This is a genomic window from Winogradskyella sp., from assembly GCF_045105575.1.
Classification (GTDB): domain Bacteria; phylum Bacteroidota; class Bacteroidia; order Flavobacteriales; family Flavobacteriaceae; genus Winogradskyella.
Window position 1 is genome coordinate 1 of the sequence record NZ_JBGCDQ010000039.1, and the last position, 18,504, is coordinate 18,504.

Annotated in this window: 14 protein-coding genes; 7 read left to right on the plus strand and 7 right to left on the minus strand. The window is 35.4% G+C overall.

Features of this window, described 5'->3' with window-relative positions:
* On the plus strand, nucleotides 1-1,213 hold a 1,213-nt coding region (gene metK / locus AB8B52_RS09505), incomplete at its 5' end, for a methionine adenosyltransferase (protein ID WP_406027475.1).
* A gap of 225 nt (nucleotides 1,214-1,438) precedes the next feature.
* Here metK and AB8B52_RS09510 read toward each other — a convergent pair.
* A complete protein-coding gene (locus AB8B52_RS09510; RefSeq protein ID WP_406027477.1) occupies nucleotides 1,439-2,371 on the minus strand; it encodes a dihydrofolate reductase in 933 nt (310 codons plus the stop codon).
* Nucleotides 2,372-2,661: 290 nt separating this feature from the next.
* Between AB8B52_RS09510 and AB8B52_RS09515 the strand changes: the two genes are divergently transcribed.
* Nucleotides 2,662-2,958 (plus strand): isoamylase early set domain-containing protein, encoded by a 297-nt coding sequence (locus AB8B52_RS09515; protein WP_406027479.1) that lies wholly within the window; start codon nucleotides 2,662-2,664, stop codon nucleotides 2,956-2,958.
* An 83-nt stretch (nucleotides 2,959-3,041) separates the two neighbouring features.
* On the opposite strand, the gene AB8B52_RS09520 is transcribed toward AB8B52_RS09515, so the two are convergent.
* The 6 genes from AB8B52_RS09520 to AB8B52_RS09545 all read right to left on the minus strand — a co-directional run bounded on the left by AB8B52_RS09520 (nucleotide 3,042) and on the right by AB8B52_RS09545 (nucleotide 9,365).
* Nucleotides 3,042-3,905 carry an energy transducer TonB gene (locus tag AB8B52_RS09520; protein ID WP_406027481.1) on the minus strand — a complete coding sequence of 288 codons (864 nt, stop codon included), beginning with the start codon at nucleotides 3,903-3,905 and terminating at the stop codon, nucleotides 3,042-3,044.
* A 9-nt stretch (nucleotides 3,906-3,914) separates the two neighbouring features.
* On the minus strand, nucleotides 3,915-4,739 hold the full coding sequence (locus tag AB8B52_RS09525; protein WP_406027482.1) for a thymidylate synthase: 825 nt from the start codon (nucleotides 4,737-4,739) through the stop codon (nucleotides 3,915-3,917).
* 211 nt (nucleotides 4,740-4,950) lie between these two features.
* Nucleotides 4,951-6,669, minus strand: coding sequence for a NupC/NupG family nucleoside CNT transporter (locus AB8B52_RS09530; RefSeq protein WP_406027484.1), 1,719 nt, complete (start codon nucleotides 6,667-6,669; stop codon nucleotides 4,951-4,953).
* A 16-nt stretch (nucleotides 6,670-6,685) separates the two neighbouring features.
* Complete coding sequence (locus AB8B52_RS09535; protein ID WP_406027486.1) at nucleotides 6,686-7,300, minus strand: bifunctional nuclease domain-containing protein; 615 nt, start codon at nucleotides 7,298-7,300, stop codon at nucleotides 6,686-6,688.
* Nucleotides 7,301-7,484: 184 nt separating this feature from the next.
* A complete protein-coding gene (locus AB8B52_RS09540) occupies nucleotides 7,485-8,447 on the minus strand; it encodes an electron transfer flavoprotein subunit alpha/FixB family protein (RefSeq protein ID WP_406027488.1) in 963 nt (320 codons plus the stop codon).
* 171 nt (nucleotides 8,448-8,618) lie between these two features.
* Nucleotides 8,619-9,365: an electron transfer flavoprotein subunit beta/FixA family protein gene (locus tag AB8B52_RS09545; protein ID WP_406027489.1), complete on the minus strand. Its 747-nt coding sequence runs from the start codon at nucleotides 9,363-9,365 to the stop codon at nucleotides 8,619-8,621.
* 327 nt (nucleotides 9,366-9,692) lie between these two features.
* On the opposite strand from AB8B52_RS09545, the gene AB8B52_RS09550 reads away from it, so the two are divergent.
* The 5 genes from AB8B52_RS09550 to AB8B52_RS09570 all read left to right on the plus strand — a co-directional run bounded on the left by AB8B52_RS09550 (nucleotide 9,693) and on the right by AB8B52_RS09570 (nucleotide 18,438).
* Nucleotides 9,693-10,670: a pyruvate dehydrogenase complex E1 component subunit beta gene (locus AB8B52_RS09550; RefSeq protein ID WP_406027491.1), complete on the plus strand. Its 978-nt coding sequence runs from the start codon at nucleotides 9,693-9,695 to the stop codon at nucleotides 10,668-10,670.
* Nucleotides 10,671-10,755: 85 nt separating this feature from the next.
* Nucleotides 10,756-13,266 carry a DUF5686 family protein gene (locus tag AB8B52_RS09555; RefSeq protein WP_406027493.1) on the plus strand — a complete coding sequence of 837 codons (2,511 nt, stop codon included), beginning with the start codon at nucleotides 10,756-10,758 and terminating at the stop codon, nucleotides 13,264-13,266.
* Nucleotides 13,267-13,390: 124 nt separating this feature from the next.
* Nucleotides 13,391-13,918: an inorganic diphosphatase gene (locus AB8B52_RS09560; protein ID WP_406027495.1), complete on the plus strand. Its 528-nt coding sequence runs from the start codon at nucleotides 13,391-13,393 to the stop codon at nucleotides 13,916-13,918.
* Between the two features lie 120 nt (nucleotides 13,919-14,038).
* On the plus strand, nucleotides 14,039-16,456 hold the full coding sequence (locus AB8B52_RS09565) for a sodium-translocating pyrophosphatase (protein WP_406027497.1): 2,418 nt from the start codon (nucleotides 14,039-14,041) through the stop codon (nucleotides 16,454-16,456).
* A gap of 161 nt (nucleotides 16,457-16,617) precedes the next feature.
* Nucleotides 16,618-18,438, plus strand: a complete 1,821-nt coding sequence (locus AB8B52_RS09570; protein ID WP_406027499.1) for a hypothetical protein — start codon at nucleotides 16,618-16,620, stop codon at nucleotides 18,436-18,438.
* Nucleotides 18,439-18,504 lie beyond the last annotated feature (66 nt).

Here is an 18,504-nt window from a genome sequence, read left to right on the forward strand (position 1 = left end):
TCCAGATAAAGTAGCTGATCAAATTAGTGATGCTTTAATAGATAATTTTTTAGCCTTTGATAGTGAGTCGAAAGTTGCTTGTGAAACCTTAGTTACTACTGGTCAAGTTGTACTTGCTGGTGAAGTAAAATCGAACACCTACCTCGACGTGCAAAAAATTGCAAGAGATACCATTAACAAAATAGGCTACACTAAAAGTGCGTATATGTTTGATGGCAATTCTTGTGGAGTATTTTCTGCCATACATGAGCAGTCGGAAGACATTAATCGTGGTGTCGATAGAGCCACTAAAGAAGAACAAGGTGCTGGTGACCAAGGAATGATGTTTGGTTACGCTACCAATGAGACTGAAAACTATATGCCTTTAGCTTTAGATTTGTCTCATCGCATTTTAAAAGAACTAGCAGAATTACGTCGCGAAAACAAGGAGATTACGTATTTACGACCAGATTCTAAAAGTCAAGTAACTATAGAATATAGTGACGACAACACACCTCAGCGCATTGATTCTATTGTGGTTTCTACACAACACGATGATTTTGATGCAGAAGAAAAGATGTTAGCCACCATTAGAAAAGAAATTGTAGAGATTTTGATTCCTAGAGTGGTTGCTAAATTGCCAAAACATATTCAAGACTTGTTTAACGACGATATCACATATCACATTAACCCAACAGGGAAATTTGTAATTGGTGGACCACATGGAGATACAGGTTTAACAGGACGTAAAATTATTGTAGATACTTACGGTGGAAAAGGCGCACATGGTGGTGGAGCATTTTCAGGTAAAGATCCAAGTAAAGTAGATCGTAGTGCTGCGTATGCGACCAGACATATTGCTAAAAACTTAGTTGCCGCAGGTTTGTGTGACGAAGTATTGGTACAAGTCTCTTATGCGATTGGTGTGGTAGAACCTATGGGAATTTTTATCGATACCTACGGCACTTGCCATTTTAACTTAACCGATGGTGAAATTGCTAAAACCGTTGAAAAACTATTTGATATGCGACCTGCAGCTATTGAGAGTCGTTTAAAATTACGTCAGCCAATGTATAGCGAAACTGCAGCTTACGGACACATGGGAAGAGATCACGAAGTTGTAAACAAAACATTTGAGCAACCTAATGGTGAACCTATAACTTTAGATGTAGAATTGTTTACTTGGGAAAAGTTGGATTATGTGGATAAAGTGAAGACTGCTTTTGATATTTAATAAGATCATCCCTAAGCCTGTCCAAAAGAAAGGTAATCAGAAGTAAAATTAGGCTCTTACAAATTATTAAAAGTTTAAGACCGTATAACAAAAAAACACCCTAACTAAAATTTAGTGAAGGTGTTTTTTCTTTTAGCTGGTTTAGTTGTTTATATCTTAAAAGACTAAAACATATCAACAAGGACTTGCCTATTTCTAAATTAAGCTCCTCAACCTTACTACCAATTATTTTTTCAAATACGTAATAAACGAAAACGCATGCGCATGCTTTTCATCAGCATCATGTGTTGTTCTGTTCACTTCTTGCCATTGTGTTTCATCTATTTCTGGGAAATAGGTATCTGCATTTTCAAAATCGGCATGTACTCTGGTGATTTCTAATTTATCTACCAAAGGCATCGCTTGTTTGTAGATTTCACCACCACCTATTACAAAAGGTTGATGGTCTGATTTTGCGGCATCAATAGCATCGTCTAGAGTATTCACAATAATAACTCCTTCAGGCGCTTGGTAATTGCTTTGCCGTGTTATAACGATATGTGTGCGATTTGGTAAGGGTTTTGGAAAACTTTCGAACGTTTTGCGTCCCATAATGATATGATGTCCATTTGTTAGCGACTTAAAACGTTTAAGATCGTCACTTAAATGCCATATTAAATCATTGTCTTTTCCGATGGCATTATTTTCGCCTGCTGCAACTATGATTGTTAATTCAGAACTCTTTTTTTTTTCTAATTCCATAGGCTTTTCCTTAGCTTCGGTGTATGCTTGGGTTTGTGCAATTTTTGTTTCTTCTTTTAGAAAGTTCTTTTTTAATTTTTCTATTCGTGTTTGCTGTTGATTTACCAATTTATCGAGTTGCTGTTTTTCCCACGCCTTACCCATAAATTTGTTGGTAATAAAGACACTTACAAAATGATAAATAAGAAGTAATAACCATGCCAACACAAGATAAAACCACCAACCTTGTCCTCCTAAAACATATTTTTCACCAATAGCTAAAAAATTATTCGCCACGATAAAAAAGACAGAACCGATTAAAAACACCACAAAATGAATATACAAGCGCTTCTTTTGCTTAATGCGTTTTTGCGCATTTTCAATGAGCTCTAGTTGCTCTTTATCTATAGTTGTGACTTGTTTTTTCTTACCAAACATAACCGTAATTTAATAAGTTAAAGATACTAGTTTTTTACTAAATCGTTATCGTAAGCTGCTGACTTTATACTATGAGACTTACCGAAAACGATGTCGCTGATAATCAGACATCAAGCAATTGATTGTAATGTTGTTAAAACCACAAAATAAGTCTTTAAATATTACATTCTTAAATGAAAACGAATTACTATTTTAAGAAAATGATAATTCTTTAATTTTTAGGTATTTAATCGCTTTTTTTTGCATTTAACTTTTATACTTTTGTCGCGTAATTATTTAAATTTATTATTATGGCAATTAAAAAACAGTATTTAAAGTCTAAGCCTGTTTGTAAAGTAACATTTTCTGTTCCTGCAAAAGAGGCAAAAAATGTAGCAGTCGTTGGAAGCTTTAACGAGTGGAATACTGAAGCTACTGAATTGAAAAAACAAAAAAACGGTACCTTTAAAGGGACTTTAGATTTAGCAAAAGATACCTCTTACGAGTTTAGATACTTAGTTGATGGTGCTTACGTTAACGATGAGCAAGCAGATGCTTTTGCTTATAACGAATTTGCTGCGGCAGAAAACTGTGTTATTAATTTATAGGATATTTCTATAAATAGAGAAGACATTAAAAAAAGCGTTTCAATTTATTTCGAGACGCTTTTTTAGTTCTGTTAAACAACAATTTAGATAAAATAAACGGTCATTAGCAAACTAAACGGTGTGTTAATAGGTTTGCCATTTTTAGTACCTGGCACTTTAAATTTGGGCAAACGTTTTGCTATTCTAATGGCTTCAATAGCAATAGCACGATGATTTGCTTTTGCATTTACCTGTTCTATTTTTCCTTTTTTATTGATTATAAAATCTACTTGAAATTGCGTGGATTGCTCTAATGGAAATACACGTTCTGCCATTTCATAATCGAAACTCAATTTTATAAAATCCTTGATTTTTTTAATCGAACATTTTTTTAATTCTTCGTTAGACGCTTCTTTGTCGCAACCTCTATACACTGGGTAAGTCGTTGTAACTTTATCATTTTTATTAGCAATAACTATTATTAAAGGAAAGCTAAAAGGCATTTTTATAGGCTTACCCTTAAAATAACCAGGTGTTAATTTAGGTAGTAATTTTAGGACACGTAAGGCTTCATTTTCTAAATATGCATCTGCTCCTCTTGCAACTCCATCGACAATATTGCCTCGCTCATCAACATTAAATTTAATAAGCACTCTTGTCTTTCCTGACGGAACTTTAGAATCTTTTGGCAAATTTGTATTGTAATTCTGTTCAAAAAATGTGGCCACTTTTTGACTCATGCAGTCCTGCTTTTGTTGATTGCTTATTTCATTTTCACAACCTTTATATATCGCAACACGCTCTACAATTTTAAAATTTAATGAATCTTTCTTTTTCTGCACTATATTAGATTTAGATCGTTCAGAGTCTTGCGACATAGAGTCTAACTGTGCTTGGGTGTAAGTTGTGACTTGGCTGTAAGAAAGACAACTAAAAAGCATTGTCAACGCAATGATAAAATACCTCATATAAAAAATTTAAACGGCCACTTTACCTTTAATATGAGGATGAGGATCGTAACCTTCTAAGGTAAAATCTTCAAATTTAAAGTCGAAAATATCTTTCACTTCAGTATTCAAAATCATTTTAGGTAAAGGTCTAATGTCCCTAGACAATTGTAATGCTAGCTGTTCTTTATGGTTATTATAAATGTGTGCATCACCAAAGGTGTGAATAAAATCACCTGCTTCAAAACCACATACTTGTGCCATCATCATGGTAAACAAAGCATAAGATGCAATGTTAAACGGTACTCCCAAAAAGATATCTGCACTGCGTTGGTAGAGTTGACAAGATAATTTGCCATTAGCCACATAAAACTGAAAAAACGCATGGCATGGAGGCAACGCTGCTTTTCCATTGGCTACATTTTCAGAAAATGATTTTGAGGTATCTGGAAGCACAGAAGGATTCCAAGCCGACACCAACATTCTGCGACTGTTTGGGTTATTTTTTAAACTTTGAATCACCTCTTTAATCTGATCGATGTCTTCACTCGCCCAATTGCGCCATTGATGACCATAAACGGGCCCAAGATCTCCATTGTCGTCTGCCCAATCATTCCAAATTTTTACACCGTTTTCTGTTAAGTAATTGATGTTTGTATCACCTTTGAGGAACCAAAGCAATTCGTATATAATAGATTTTAAATGTAACTTTTTAGTGGTTACCATCGGAAAGCCTTCGCTTAAATCGAATCGCATTTGGTAACCAAAAACACTTTTTGTGCCAGTACCTGTACGATCTCCTTTGTCGTTGCCTTCGGCTAAAACGTGTTTTACTAGGTCGTGATATTGTTTCATAAGCCCATCTTCCGTCTTCCCAAACTTCGACTGCGCTCAGCACAAGCTGGGAAGAAACTTTCTTATAATTAATGTAAAATATTAAATAACGAATTTAGATAAATGATAAATGTTGACTAGAAATATTAGACAACAAATATTAAAAGTTATTAACTAACAGAGTGATTATCCTCAACAGTAGTTTTTCCCCTCTGGGGAATTAAAGGGGCTTTTACCCAATAATCATCCCAGCAATAGTCGCAGAAATAAGTGAAGCGAGCGTACCACCAATCAACGCTTTCATTCCGAATTTAGAAAGTTGCTTGCGTTGTTCTGGAGCTAAAGATCCAATACCTCCAATTTGAATACCTATAGAAGCAAAATTTGCAAAACCACAAAGCATATACGTTGCCATAATGATGGACTTCTCGTAAGTAAGATGTGTAGCATTGGCTGCATTTTTTAAATCTGCCAATTGAATGTATCCAATAAACTCACTTGCGGCTAATTTAATCCCTAGAAGTTGTCCCATCAATGCCATATCCTCAGAAGACACACCAATTAACCACATTAAAGGTGCAAATAAATAGCCTAAAAGAAACTCTAAAGACAAACTGTCGTAAGGTGTGTTATTCGCAATAATTTCGTTAAGTGAGGTAAAATGCCAATTGATATTTAAGGCTTCAATTGTAAAACCATCAAATCCTGCCATTCCACCTAAAATACCATTTATCATTGCTATAAATGCTACAAACACCAAAAGCATCGCACCAACATTAACAGCTAATTTTAAACCCTCTGTAGTGCCATTAGCAATAGATTCTAAAATATTAGAGCCTATCTTTTCCTGAGATACTGAAACATCTGTATTAATAGCTTCAGTTTGAGGGAAAAGTATTTTTGAAATCACGATAGCACCAGGAGCCGCCATGACCGAAGCTGCTAATAAATGTTTGGCATAAAATAATTGTAGCGCTTCGTCTTCTCCACCCAAAAACCCAATATAAGCCGCTAAAACCGCACCTGCAACCGTTGCCATTCCCCCAATCATAACAAGGAGTATTTCAGACTTATTCATTTTTTCCAAATAGGCCTTTATTAAGAGTGGAGCTTCGGTTTGACCTAAGAAAATATTTCCTGCAACACTTAAACTTTCTGCTCCAGAAATGCCTAAAACTTTAGATAAAAGCCAACCCATGCCTTTGACGACTTTCTGAATCAATCCTAAATAAAACAACACAGACGTTAAGGCTGAAAAGAAAATAATGGTCGGTAAAACTTGAAACGCAAATATAAAACCGAACGAATTGACATCTAACATGCCACCAAATAAAAACTCACTACCTGCTTGTGTAAAGCCTAGTATGGCAATAAAACCTTGACCAACATACTCAAAAACAGATTTTATAAAATCTACTTTTAAAACTCCTACAGCAATAATGAGTTGAAACATGAGTCCGATACCAACTGTCTTCCAATTGATTGCTCTGCGATTACTACTAAACAGAAAAGCGATAAAAATTAAACTAACCATTCCTAAAACACCACGCCATAAACTGGTTATCGAAAAACCTTGATTTGGAATAATTGTATCTACAGAAGTCTCAGTCGCTGCGATGACGACGTCGTCTTTAACTGCGACGAGATTAAAACGCATGTCTTTTCCAGAAAAAACCAATGTAGAATCAGTAAGTTCTGTAATCTTATATCTTTTGATTGAATTTAGAGAGTCGTTGTGATAAAGTACCAATAAATTATTTTGGTACATATAGTCTCCACGAAGATTTTCTTTGGCATCTGATGAAAAATTGAATTCTCCTTTGTTAAATTCTAAAGTTGAATAATCACTACCAAAGGGAACTGCTGTTTGCCATGTTTTTTCAAGTTCTTGTGCTGTAATTGATGAAAGTCCAATAAAAATAGCAAGCACAACCTTGAAAAACTGATTCATAAAAAGAAAATTTTAATTAACGTTTAGAAATTTCGTCTCTTATTTTGGCAGCCGTTTCATAATCTTCATTATTTACGGCTTCTTCTAAGAGTTTGTTAAGTTCTTCTTGGGATTTATTTTTGTAACCTTCTTGCTCAGCTGAAGCCGCTTCAATTTCTTCAACAATAAGGTCATCTACAAGAATACTATCTTGTTCTTCATCATCCTTTTTTGGGTTGACTTTAAGATAGATTCCTGCTTTATCTAATATATTTTTGTAGGTAAATATTGGCGCCTGAAAACGTAAAGCCAAGGCAATTGCATCACTCGTTCTAGCATCTATAATCTCTTCAATTTTGTCGCGTTCACAAATTAAACTCGAATAAAATACTCCATCAACGAGTTTGTGAATAATCACTTGCTTGACAATAATATCAAAGCGGTCTGCGAAATTTTTAAACAAATCGTGGGTTAAAGGACGTGGAGGACGAATTTCCTTTTCTAGAGCAATAGCAATAGATTGCGCTTCAAATGCACCAATAACTATTGGCAATTTACGGTCGCCATCTACTTCATTAAGTATTAAAGCGTAGGCACCATTTTGGGTTTGACTGTAAGAAATGCCTTTTATATTTAATTTAACTAAACTCATAATTTATAAAACACAAAGAACTGTTTAAATTTGGACTTTACCAACTGCAAATTGCAGATTTGGTTAATTCCCCTTATACTTTCGACAAAATGCAAGAGTCTAAGGGAACTTCTAAATTTAAACAGTCCTTATTGAGAACTCGTCGAGATTAACCGATGAGTTACGTCGTTACAAGGTACTAAAATTATGCGTTTGCAGCTTTAAAAGCCTTTAATTTTTCTATTAATTGCGGTACAACTTCAAAAGCATCACCAACAACTCCATAATCAGCAGCCTTAAAAAAAGGAGCTTCAGGATCTGTATTAATGACCACTTTTACTTTTGATGAATTTACACCTGCTAAATGCTGAATCGCTCCAGAAATACCAATAGCAATATATAAGTTAGACGCTACAGGTTTTCCGGTTTGCCCAACATGTTCTCCATGAGGTCTCCAACCTAAATCAGAAACAGGTTTAGAACATGCCGTTGCAGCACCTAAAACATCTGCCAAGTCTTCAATCAGTCCCCAATTTTCAGGACCTTTTAGTCCACGTCCACCAGAAACTACAACCTCAGCATCTGCAATGGTTACTTTATCTGTTGCTTTATCTACAGAAACGACACTCACACCAGATTCTGGTAATGTTGGTGCAAAATCTTCAACTGAAGCTGTTCCTTCAGACTCCACTAATCCGAATGAATTATTAGATAAACCGATTATTTTAACATCCGTAGTTATTTCTGTATTAGCAAACGCTTTGTTTGTAAATGCCGAACGTTTTACTGTAAAGGGAGACACACTAGATGGTGCTTCCATAACATTAGATACATAACCTGCATCTAAACCTACAGCAACTAAAGGTGCTAAATATTTACTATCTGCGCTAGAACTGACAACCACTACTTTCGCGCCTTCGTTTTTGGCTGCTTGCTCAATAACAGAAGCATACGTTTTAGCATTAAACTTTCCTAAAGCATCATTGGTTACTGATAATACTTTTGAAGCGCCATAATTACCAAGAGCTTCAACATTTTCTGCATTTATAGCAACTGCGGTAACCGAAGTTCCCATTTGGTCTGCAATTGCTTTTGCATAAGACACCACTTCTAGAGCTGCCTTCTTTAATTTTCCGTTTTCGGACTCTGTATATACTAAAATTGACATAAAATTTTGTTTATAAAATTCTTCCTGAACTTGATTCAGGAACTTATTAATATTTCCTTTAACATCATTAAGATTCCTATTAGAGATACTTCAACTGCGCTCGGTATGACATTTCGGAATTACTTCAACCCAATAGTTCCCTTCATTTGGAAGGCTTAGGGTAGGCTTTTTTCAAATTACTTTCGCTTCGTTATGAAGCAAGCTCACTAATTCATCAATATTATCAGCAGCCACCAACTTAACAGCACCTCTCGGAGCTGGCTTTTCAAAACTTGCCGCTTTTGTTTCTGCATTAGCATCTGTTGGTTCTATAACCGTTAACGGTTTTTTACGTGCCATCATAATACCTCTCATATTAGGAATACGCAGATCGCTTTCTTCAACCAATCCTTTTTGTCCACCAATAACTAAAGGTAAGGCTGTCGCAACCGTTTCTTTACCTCCATCGATTTCTCTAACTGCTGTTGCGTTAGTACCATCAACTTCTAAACTGATACAATTAGTCACAAAATTAGCACCAATCATACTTGCTAACATACCAGGTACCATAGCTCCATTATAATCAATAGATTCTCTACCTGCAATTACTAAATCGTAACCACCATCATTGACTACTTTAGCAAGTTGCTTTGCTACTGCAAAACCATCCGTTGCTGGAGTATTCACTCTAATCGCTGCATCTGCACCAATCGCTAAAGCTTTTCTTAAAGTAGGTTCTGTTTCCGAACCACCAACATTGACGACATCTACACTTGCACCTTGCTTTTCCTTAAACCACATGGCACGTGTGAGACCAAATTCGTCATTAGGATTGATTACAAATTGAACACCATTAGTATCAAACTTTGTATCGCCGTCCGTAAAGTTAATCTTCGATGTTGTATCAGGTACATGACTAATACATACTAATATCTTCATATAAAAATGATTTATTTTAAACGTATTTTTTCTTGAGTACGAAGATAAATATAATAATTTGAATTTTACTATGCACGCATAGTATATTTTTTGAAATGTTAGTTTTTATCGATTAAACTATCAATTTTTCAAAAATTTGAAGATTTTTTGTTAATTCCATTACTGTTTTATTTTTTTAAGCTCAGATCTGGTCATTTATTTTTAATGGAATCGTCACAAAAAATTCAATAAATACAACTTCAAACTATTTTCTTTTTTTCACACTCAATTTAATGGCATTATATAATCAATAATTATTATTTTTGCTGTTCGAATAAAAACAAGAACATGAAGACAATTCAATTTAGAGAAGCTATTTGTGAAGCCATGAGTGAAGAAATGCGCAGAGATGAGAGCATTTATTTAATGGGTGAAGAAGTTGCAGAATATAACGGAGCTTACAAAGCATCTAAAGGTATGTTAGATGAATTTGGAGAAAAACGTGTGATTGATACTCCAATTGCAGAGCTAGGTTTTGCAGGTATTGCCATTGGTTCTACCATGACTGGTAACCGTCCTATTGTAGAATACATGACGTTTAACTTTTCTCTAGTTGGTATTGACCAAATTATAAATAATGCCGCTAAAATTAGACAAATGTCTGGTGGACAATTTAAATGTCCTATCGTTTTTAGAGGGCCAACCGCTTCGGCTGGTCAATTAGGTGCAACGCACTCTCAAGCTTTTGAGAATTGGTTCGCTAACACGCCTGGTTTAAAAGTAATTGTACCATCTAATCCTTATGATGCCAAAGGATTACTTAAAGCTGCTATTAGAGATGATGATCCTGTTATCTTTATGGAAAGTGAGCAAATGTATGGTGATAAAGGTGAAGTACCGGAAGGAGAATATGTTATACCAATTGGTGTTGCTGAGATTAAACGTGAAGGCACTGATGTGACGATCGTATCATTCGGAAAAATCATCAAAGAAGCTTACAAAGCTGCTGACGAATTAGAAAAAGAAGGTATTTCTTGCGAAATTATAGATTTACGTACTGTAAGACCTATGGATAGAGCGGCTATTGTAAAATCCGTAAAGAAAACCAACCGATTAGTGATTTTAGAAGAGGCTTGGCCTTTTGGAAATGTAGCCACTGAAATTACTTATTTAGTGCAATCTGAAGCTTTCGATTACTTAGATGCACCTATTGTAAAAATAAATACAGCAGATACTCCTGCACCTTATTCACCAGTATTATTAGCAGAATGGTTACCAAATAGTGATTCTGTTGTAAAAGCTGTTAAAAAGGTAATGTACAAATAAATTGCAGTTTTCTGCGTTTAATAAACTTCATTATAAACCCTCTAGTTTCAACTTAGAAAGGTTATAATGAAGTTTGTTTTTTAATATGAAACTAAAACTATTCATTTCTTTTTTTATCCTCGGATGTTTATCTGTGTTTGCTCAAACAAAGGTGAGTGGCTACGTTTTCGATGAAGATAACCTGCCAATTCCTTATGCCAACGTCCTATTTAAAGGCTCAACCATTGGCACCATTACCAATGAAGATGGGAAATTCTATTTAGAGTCTGATGAAAAATGGAGCGCTTTAATGGTATCCTTCGTTGGTTTTGAAAAATTAGAATTCCCCTTAACAAAAAGTGTCAACTACGATTTAAAATTCGTTCTAAAAGAAGAAGCTGCTTCTTTAGATGAAGTCCTCATTGTAACAGGAAAACAATCTAAGAAAGCTTCAGAAAATCCTGCAATTCGAATTCTAAAAAAGATTTGGGAACGCAAAAGGCAAAATGGATTAAATCAATTTAAGCAATACGAATACGACCAATACGAAAAAGTTGAATTTGATTTAAATACCATTGATAGCAGCTTGATAAAAAGTAAGCTATTTAAAGGTATGGAGTTTGTTTTTGAAGAAGTAGACACCTCTAATGTCACTGGAAAAACCTATTTACCTATTTTCTTGAATGAATCGGTGAAGAAAATATCTGGAGATAACAGCATTAATAAAGAGCGTGAAGATTTATTGGGAAACAAAAACTCTGGTTTTAGTAACAATCAAATGATAATAGATTTTATAGATGATTTATATTCTGAATACAGCGTCTATGATAATTACCTTAAGTTTTTTGATAAGAGTTTTGTAAGTCCATTGAGCAGAACAGGTGTTCAAACCTACAATTATGTATTGTCTGATAGTGCGTTCATTGATAATAAATGGTGTTACAATATTATTTACTACCCAAGACGAAAAAACGAATTGACCTTTAAAGGTGATTTTTGGGTTAATGATTCTACATACGCTATCAAAGAAATTAACCTTCAAGCTTCAAAAAGCGCGAATATTAATTGGGTGAAAGAAATTTATATAGAACAAGAATTTGAAGTTTTAAACGATTCTGTATTTCTAATCAAACGCGATTATTTTCTTTCGGATTTTGCAATCAATAAAAAAGAACAATCGAGAGGTGTTTACGGCAAGCGTACCACTATTTATGATAATTATAAATTTAATCAACCAAAGGATCCTAAATTCTATGACAAGGTGGTTTATAATTATGATAAAGATATTTATAATAGAGAAGACGACTTCTGGCAGCGGAATAGACTTGAAGAATTAAGTAAAGACGAAAAAGGTGTCTACAAAATGTTAGATACACTTAAAACGGTAAAGAAATTTAAGCGCTTATATAACGTTGGAAGTATTTTAGCTTCTGGCTATATTGAATTTCCTAGTCTAAATTTAGATTATGGCCCAATTTTCTCCACCTTTGGTTATAATGATGTTGAAGGCGTAAGATTACGAGCAGGAGGCAGAACTTATTTTGGTCAGAATGATTTATGGCGACTCGAAGGTTTCGTCGCCTATGGCTTTGGAGATGATAAATTTAAATATGGTCTTTCGGGAAAATGGCTTTTAGACAAGCGGAGTAGATTCACCATATTTGGTGGTCAAAGACGTGATGTAGAACAAATGGGAGCTAGTCTTACCAGCTCAACCGACGTATTAGGAAGAAGTCTTGCTTCTTCAGCTGTTATTGTTACAGGTGCCAACAACCGACTGACGGATATTAATTTAACCAATTTAGGCTTTTCAGTAGAACCTGCTAGAAATTTTGAAGTGCGCATAGATGGCAGTTTTAGAAACATGGCTTCAGCCTCGCCACAGTTTAGCTTAGATTACTTAGATGCAGCGTCACCAACAGGAATTTCATCAGAAGTTAATCAATTTGAAAGTCGGCTTTCCCTAGGCTTTTTCCCAAATCGTGAAATGACTGGTTTTGGAGTTGAACGTTCAGAAAAAAATTCCAATTTCGCACGTTTATTTGCACAGATCAGTCGAGGAGATCGCGATTGGTTTGATAGTGATTTTGATTATACCAAAGTACAATTCTCATACATTCAACCTTGGCAAATTGGCGGTTTTGGTAGACTAACAACATCTGTAGAAGCAGGTAAAACCTTTGGAGACGTGCCATTAGCACTACTGAGCGTTGTGCCAGGAAACCAAACTTACTTTTCTATCTACAACACCTTTTCTCAGTTAGATTTTTATGAATTTGTAACAGATACTTATACGTCTCTGCATGTAGAACATAATTTTAATGGTCGTATTTTTTCACGGATTCCTTTTCTTAAAAAATATAATTTAAGAGCCATTGCGAGCATGCGTGGAGTTTGGGGAGAATTATCTGATAGCAACAGAGCCTCAAGTATTACAGGCAATCCAGTAGAATTTGCTCTTGTTGCGCCTGATACACGCATGTATTACGAGTACAGCTTTGGTGTGGCTAACATCTTTAAAGTGCTTCGACTCGATTTTAACTTTAGAGGTAATTATTTAGACCGACCAAATGCCAGACGTTTTGGTATTACTGGTAGCTTTGGGTTTAGCTTCTAAAATCTTCTTGCTTAAATTTACTTTGGTCGTACGTCATCATTACTGTATATTTGCAACCCTTAAAAAAGTAGAAATTTTATATTAAAAGTTCTTTAGATTTAGAACATTCAAAATACAAAAAAGTATGAAAGCGACAGAAAAATTAACTTTCGATGTATTAATAGAAATACCTAAAGGAAGTCGAAATAAATACGAGTACGATTTCACATTACACAAAATTCGTTTCGATCGCATGTTATTTTCTTCAATGATGTATCCTGCCGATTATGGTTTTATTCCCGAAACATTGGCATTAGATGGTGATCCATTAGATGTTTTGGTTATGGGAGGTGAACCAACGTTCCCGATGTGTGTTATGGAAGTAAAACCAATAGGTGTATTTCATATGGCAGATGAAAAAGGACCTGATGAAAAAATAATTTGTGTACCTGTTTCAGATCCTATTTGGAATAATCTAAATGATTTATCGGATATGAATCCGCATCAAATTAAAGAAATTGAACATTTTTTTCAAGTTTACAAGGACTTAGAAAAGAAAAAAGTCGATGTTGGTGGTTGGGGAAATGCTGAAGAAGCAAAGAAAATTTATCACCAATGCGTAAAACGTTATGACAATAGCGAGCACAAAAAGAAACGCACATTTACCATATAGAATTGGTTAACCAATTTCAATTACAAGCCCTTTTATATTCAGTGTAAAAGGGTTTTTCTATTAACAATCAATTCATTACTTTTGCCCAGCTAAATAATAAACTAAATTAAAAATTATAATATGGAATCAATGATGATTTATATGCCAATCGTTTTGGCAATATTAGGCCTAGTTTACATGGTCATAAAGCAATCTTGGGTGATGAAACAAGATGCTGGAGATGGCAAAATGAAAGAAATTTCAGATCACATATACGAAGGTGCATTGGCATTTTTAAATGCTGAATATAAGTTACTAGCGATTTTTGTAGTCGTAGTAAGTGCTTTATTAGCGGTCGTTTCGTTTATAGTGCCTACAACACATTGGTTAATAGTCATCGCTTTTATATTCGGAGCTGTATTTTCTGCATTCGCTGGAAACATCGGAATGAAAATCGCAACCAAAACAAACGTTAGAACAACACAAGCGGCGCGCACAAGTTTACCAAACGCACTTAAAATCTCTTTTGGAGGTGGAACTGTAATGGGTCTTGGTGTTGCAGGTTTAGCAGTTTTAGGTTTAACAGCATTCTTTATATTTTTCTTTTGGTTCTTTATGGGAAGTGAATGGACCAATACCATGGACATGACTATCGTTTTAGAAACCTTAGCTGGTTTTTCTCTTGGTGCTGAGTCTATTGCTTTATTCGCAAGAGTTGGTGGTGGAATTTATACCAAAGCTGCAGATGTTGGAGCAGATTTAGTAGGTAAAGTTGAAGCTGGTATTCCAGAAGATGATCCTCGTAATCCTGCAACTATTGCAGATAACGTTGGTGATAACGTAGGTGATGTTGCTGGTATGGGAGCTGATTTATTTGGGTCTTACGTAGCTACAGTATTAGCTGCAATGGTTCTAGGAAACTATGTCATTAAAGATATGGGAGGCGCAATCTCTGACGCTTTTGGAGGTATTGGCCCAATATTATTGCCAATGGCCATTGCTGGAGCCGGAATTATTATTTCTATCATCGGAACGATGTTGGTAAAAATTAAAAGTAACGATGCTAAAGAAGCTCAAGTTATGGGTGCTTTAAACATTGGTAACTGGACATCTATCGTCTTAGTTGCTGCGGCATGTTTTGGATTAGTTACTTGGATGTTACCAGAAACTATGCAAATGAATTTCTTCGGAGAAGGTTTACAAGACATCTCTTCGATGCGTGTTTTCTATGCGACCTTAGTTGGTTTAGTAGTAGGTGCTGTGATTTCTTCCGTAACTGAATATTACACAGGATTAGGTAAAAAACCAATTTTAAATATTGTACAACAGTCATCAACAGGAGCAGGAACAAATATCATTGCTGGTTTAGCAACAGGTATGATTTCTACGTTTCCTTCTGTTTTATTATTTGCTGGAGCCATTTGGGCCTCTTACGCCTTTGCAGGATTTTATGGTGTAGCATTAGCAGCTTCTGCAATGATGGCTACAACAGCTATGCAATTAGCAATTGATGCATTTGGACCAATTTCTGATAATGCAGGTGGTATTGCTGAAATGAGCGAACAAGAACCGATTGTAAGAGAACGTACAGACATATTAGATTCCGTTGGAAATACAACTGCTGCAACAGGAAAAGGATTTGCTATTGCCTCTGCAGCCTTAACCTCGTTAGCTTTATTTGCGGCTTACGTAACGTTTACAGGAATTGACGGTATTAATATTTTTAAAGCACCTGTTTTAGCCATGTTATTTGTTGGTGGAATGGTACCCGTTGTATTCTCTGCATTAGCCATGAACGCTGTAGGTAAAGCGGCTATGGAAATGGTTGAAGAAGTACGTCGTCAGTTTAGAGATATTCCTGGCATTATGGAAGGCACTGGGAAACCAGAATATGATAAATGTGTTGCGATTTCTACAGAAGCGTCCTTAAAAGAAATGATGTTACCAGGTTTATTAACTATTGGTTTTCCATTAGTTATTGCCTTTGCGCCTATGATCTTTGGAATGGATAATCTAGCAATTGCTGAAATGTTAGGTGGCTATATGGCTGGTGTTACCGTTTCTGGTGTACTTTGGGCGATATTCCAAAACAATGCTGGTGGAGCTTGGGATAATGCTAAAAAGTCTTTTGAAGCGGGAGTTGAGATTAACGGAGAAATGACATATAAAGGTTCTGAAGCGCATAAAGCTGCTGTAACAGGAGATACTGTTGGTGATCCTTTTAAAGATACTTCTGGCCCTTCAATGAATATCTTAATTAAATTGACTTGTTTAATTGGTTTGGTGATTGCACCTATTTTAGGTGGTCATGCTGATGAAACTGGTATGGCAATTAATGACGAGATTTCTGTAGAAATGACGGTGGACTCTACAGATGTGGCAACCGCAACTGTTAATTATACGGCAATTAAGGATGGCGTAAAAACTTCTGAAGTTATCGTTTTTAAAGGTACTAAAGCAGAAGTAGAAAAAGAATTGAATGCCTTTGAAGCGACGCTGACTAATGACGCTGGTGAGGTTGTAAAAATTATTGAAAAAATGGATATTACTAAGGGTTAAACCTTAGCACACATAGAAAAAACCCTTATAAAGAAATTTTATAAGGGTTTTTTCGTTTTTAACTACAGTCATGCCATTGGTAGGTATTTTAGCACCTAACTTGTTATATAAAAAAAGCCCATTACATTTTGATGAGTAAAAATCAATTAAATCAACACTTTATGAAAAACAGTAACCCAATTTCAAATCTCATTTTATTCGTGCTCTTTGCTTTATTAACGGTAACGTCTTGTGAAAAAGACGACGGTAATTCAGCAAATCCACAACAAGAAATTATTCCAGACACCTTTTCGGAATATTTTGGAAACTCAATTTCAAGAGACTTTTTAGGTAATGTTATAGACATTAACCATAATCCAATTGAAGGAGTGACCATTACCATTGGTAATGAAACCGCTACAACCGACAGTAATGGCATCTTTATTTTGAATGATGCCAATGTAAACGAGCGTTTCGGATATGTAAAAGCTGAAAAAGCTGGCTATATTCATGGTTCAAGAAGTGTGGTGCCTTCTGACGGCACTAATAAAGTGACCATTATGTTACTCGAAGCCACAGTCGTTGGCACTGTAAATAGTGGTACTGCTCAAACCATTTCTATAGCAAATGGCAGTTCTGTTAGTTTTGATGGTAACTTTATAAAAGAAGATGGATCAACCTACACAGGTTCTGTTGATGTCATTATGCATCATTTAGATCCTGCAGACGATGATATGGCCATGCAAATGCCAGGCATGTTATACGCTCAGAACACCGAAGGTGCAGAACGTATGTTACAAACACTAGGAATGTTAGCTGTAGAATTAAGAGGTAACGCTGGTGAAGACTTAAACTTAGCTAATGGTTCTTCTTCTGAAATAAGAGTACCTGTAGACGCTAGCTTAATGAATATTGCACCTCCAAGTATTCCACTTTGGTTCTTTGATGAAGCCAGAGGCTATTGGGTAGAAGAAGGTGAAGCTACATTACAAGGTAATGTGTATGTTGGGAATGTGTCTCACTTTTCGTTTTGGAATTGTGATATCCCAGCAGAAGCCATTACGTTTTGTGTCACTGTAACTAATGCAGACAATGAGCCACTAAACAACCTTTGGGCAACTATTACGAGTCCTACTTTTGGTACAAGTAACGGTTATACCAATGAAAATGGTGAAGTTTGTGGATTTGTGCCAAGCGGTGAAACACTAGAACTTAATATCTACAGCTATGACTTTTGTGGCAGCACAGCGTTGTATACCGAAATGATTGGACCATTTACTGCAGACGCTAATAGTGCGGTGATTGTACAAGCAAGTTCAGATATTATTGAAGAAACTGTAACAGGAATTTTTAATACTTGCAGTGGAGATGCTGTCTCTAATGGATATGTACAACTCAACTATGGTGGACAAACGTTTACCGATGCCGTCACTGATGGTACATTCGAAATTAACCTTCTACGTTGTGAAGATGATAATACCTTTAAGATAAAAGGAAGTGATTACGTGAATTTACAAACTACAGATAGTATTAGTTATACGTTTACAACTCCACTTACTAACATAGGCACAATAAGCGCTTGTAATACGGTTACGGAATTTATTCAATATACAATTGATGATGAAGATACTGTGATTATAATTGATGGTATTCAAGCAGGATTTTCAGAAGACTCACCAAACTCTAATAGCCCTTCAATAAATGTAAGTGGCTTTGGAGGCGATGGAGGAAACAATACCTGTTTTTATATGTTTGGTGCACTAGATAGTACAAACTATGAAGGTTCTTATAATAACTTGGATTGGAACAATACTAACGATACAGGTTTTAATATAGAAGAGTGTATTCAAATGTCTCAAACCAATAACAATGTTATTTATAACTTAACCTCTCTTGGTGCTGTTGGTGAATACATAGATATCAACTTTGGTGGTACTTACGAAGATTTTAATGGCATGCCACATACTGTTAATGGAGTGGTTCATGTCTTGCGAGACAACTAAATATAACGTAAATAACATCTAAAAAGCCTTGTATTCTATTATTTGAATACAAGGCTTTTTCATATT

Bases quoted from the DNA above. Each gene is read 5' to 3' on its own strand.
- AB8B52_RS09515 (WP_406027479.1), top strand. From the start codon at position 2,662: ATGGCAATTAAAAAACAGTATTTAAAGTCTAAGCCTGTTTGTAAAGTA.
- AB8B52_RS09550 (WP_406027491.1), top strand. From the start codon at position 9,693: ATGAAGACAATTCAATTTAGAGAAGCTATTTGTGAAGCCATGAGTGAA.
- AB8B52_RS09570 (WP_406027499.1), top strand. From the start codon at position 16,618: ATGAAAAACAGTAACCCAATTTCAAATCTCATTTTATTCGTGCTCTTT.
- AB8B52_RS09555 (WP_406027493.1), top strand. From the start codon at position 10,756: ATGAAACTAAAACTATTCATTTCTTTTTTTATCCTCGGATGTTTATCT.
- AB8B52_RS09520 (WP_406027481.1), bottom strand. From the start codon at position 3,905: ATGAGGTATTTTATCATTGCGTTGACAATGCTTTTTAGTTGTCTTTCT.
- AB8B52_RS09545 (WP_406027489.1), bottom strand. From the start codon at position 9,365: ATGAAGATATTAGTATGTATTAGTCATGTACCTGATACAACATCGAAG.
- AB8B52_RS09535 (WP_406027486.1), bottom strand. From the start codon at position 7,300: ATGAGTTTAGTTAAATTAAATATAAAAGGCATTTCTTACAGTCAAACC.
- AB8B52_RS09510 (WP_406027477.1), bottom strand. From the start codon at position 2,371: ATGTTTGGTAAGAAAAAACAAGTCACAACTATAGATAAAGAGCAACTA.
- AB8B52_RS09525 (WP_406027482.1), bottom strand. From the start codon at position 4,739: ATGAAACAATATCACGACCTAGTAAAACACGTTTTAGCCGAAGGCAAC.
- AB8B52_RS09560 (WP_406027495.1), top strand. From the start codon at position 13,391: ATGAAAGCGACAGAAAAATTAACTTTCGATGTATTAATAGAAATACCT.
- AB8B52_RS09540 (WP_406027488.1), bottom strand. From the start codon at position 8,447: ATGTCAATTTTAGTATATACAGAGTCCGAAAACGGAAAATTAAAGAAG.
- AB8B52_RS09565 (WP_406027497.1), top strand. From the start codon at position 14,039: ATGGAATCAATGATGATTTATATGCCAATCGTTTTGGCAATATTAGGC.
- AB8B52_RS09530 (WP_406027484.1), bottom strand. From the start codon at position 6,669: ATGAATCAGTTTTTCAAGGTTGTGCTTGCTATTTTTATTGGACTTTCA.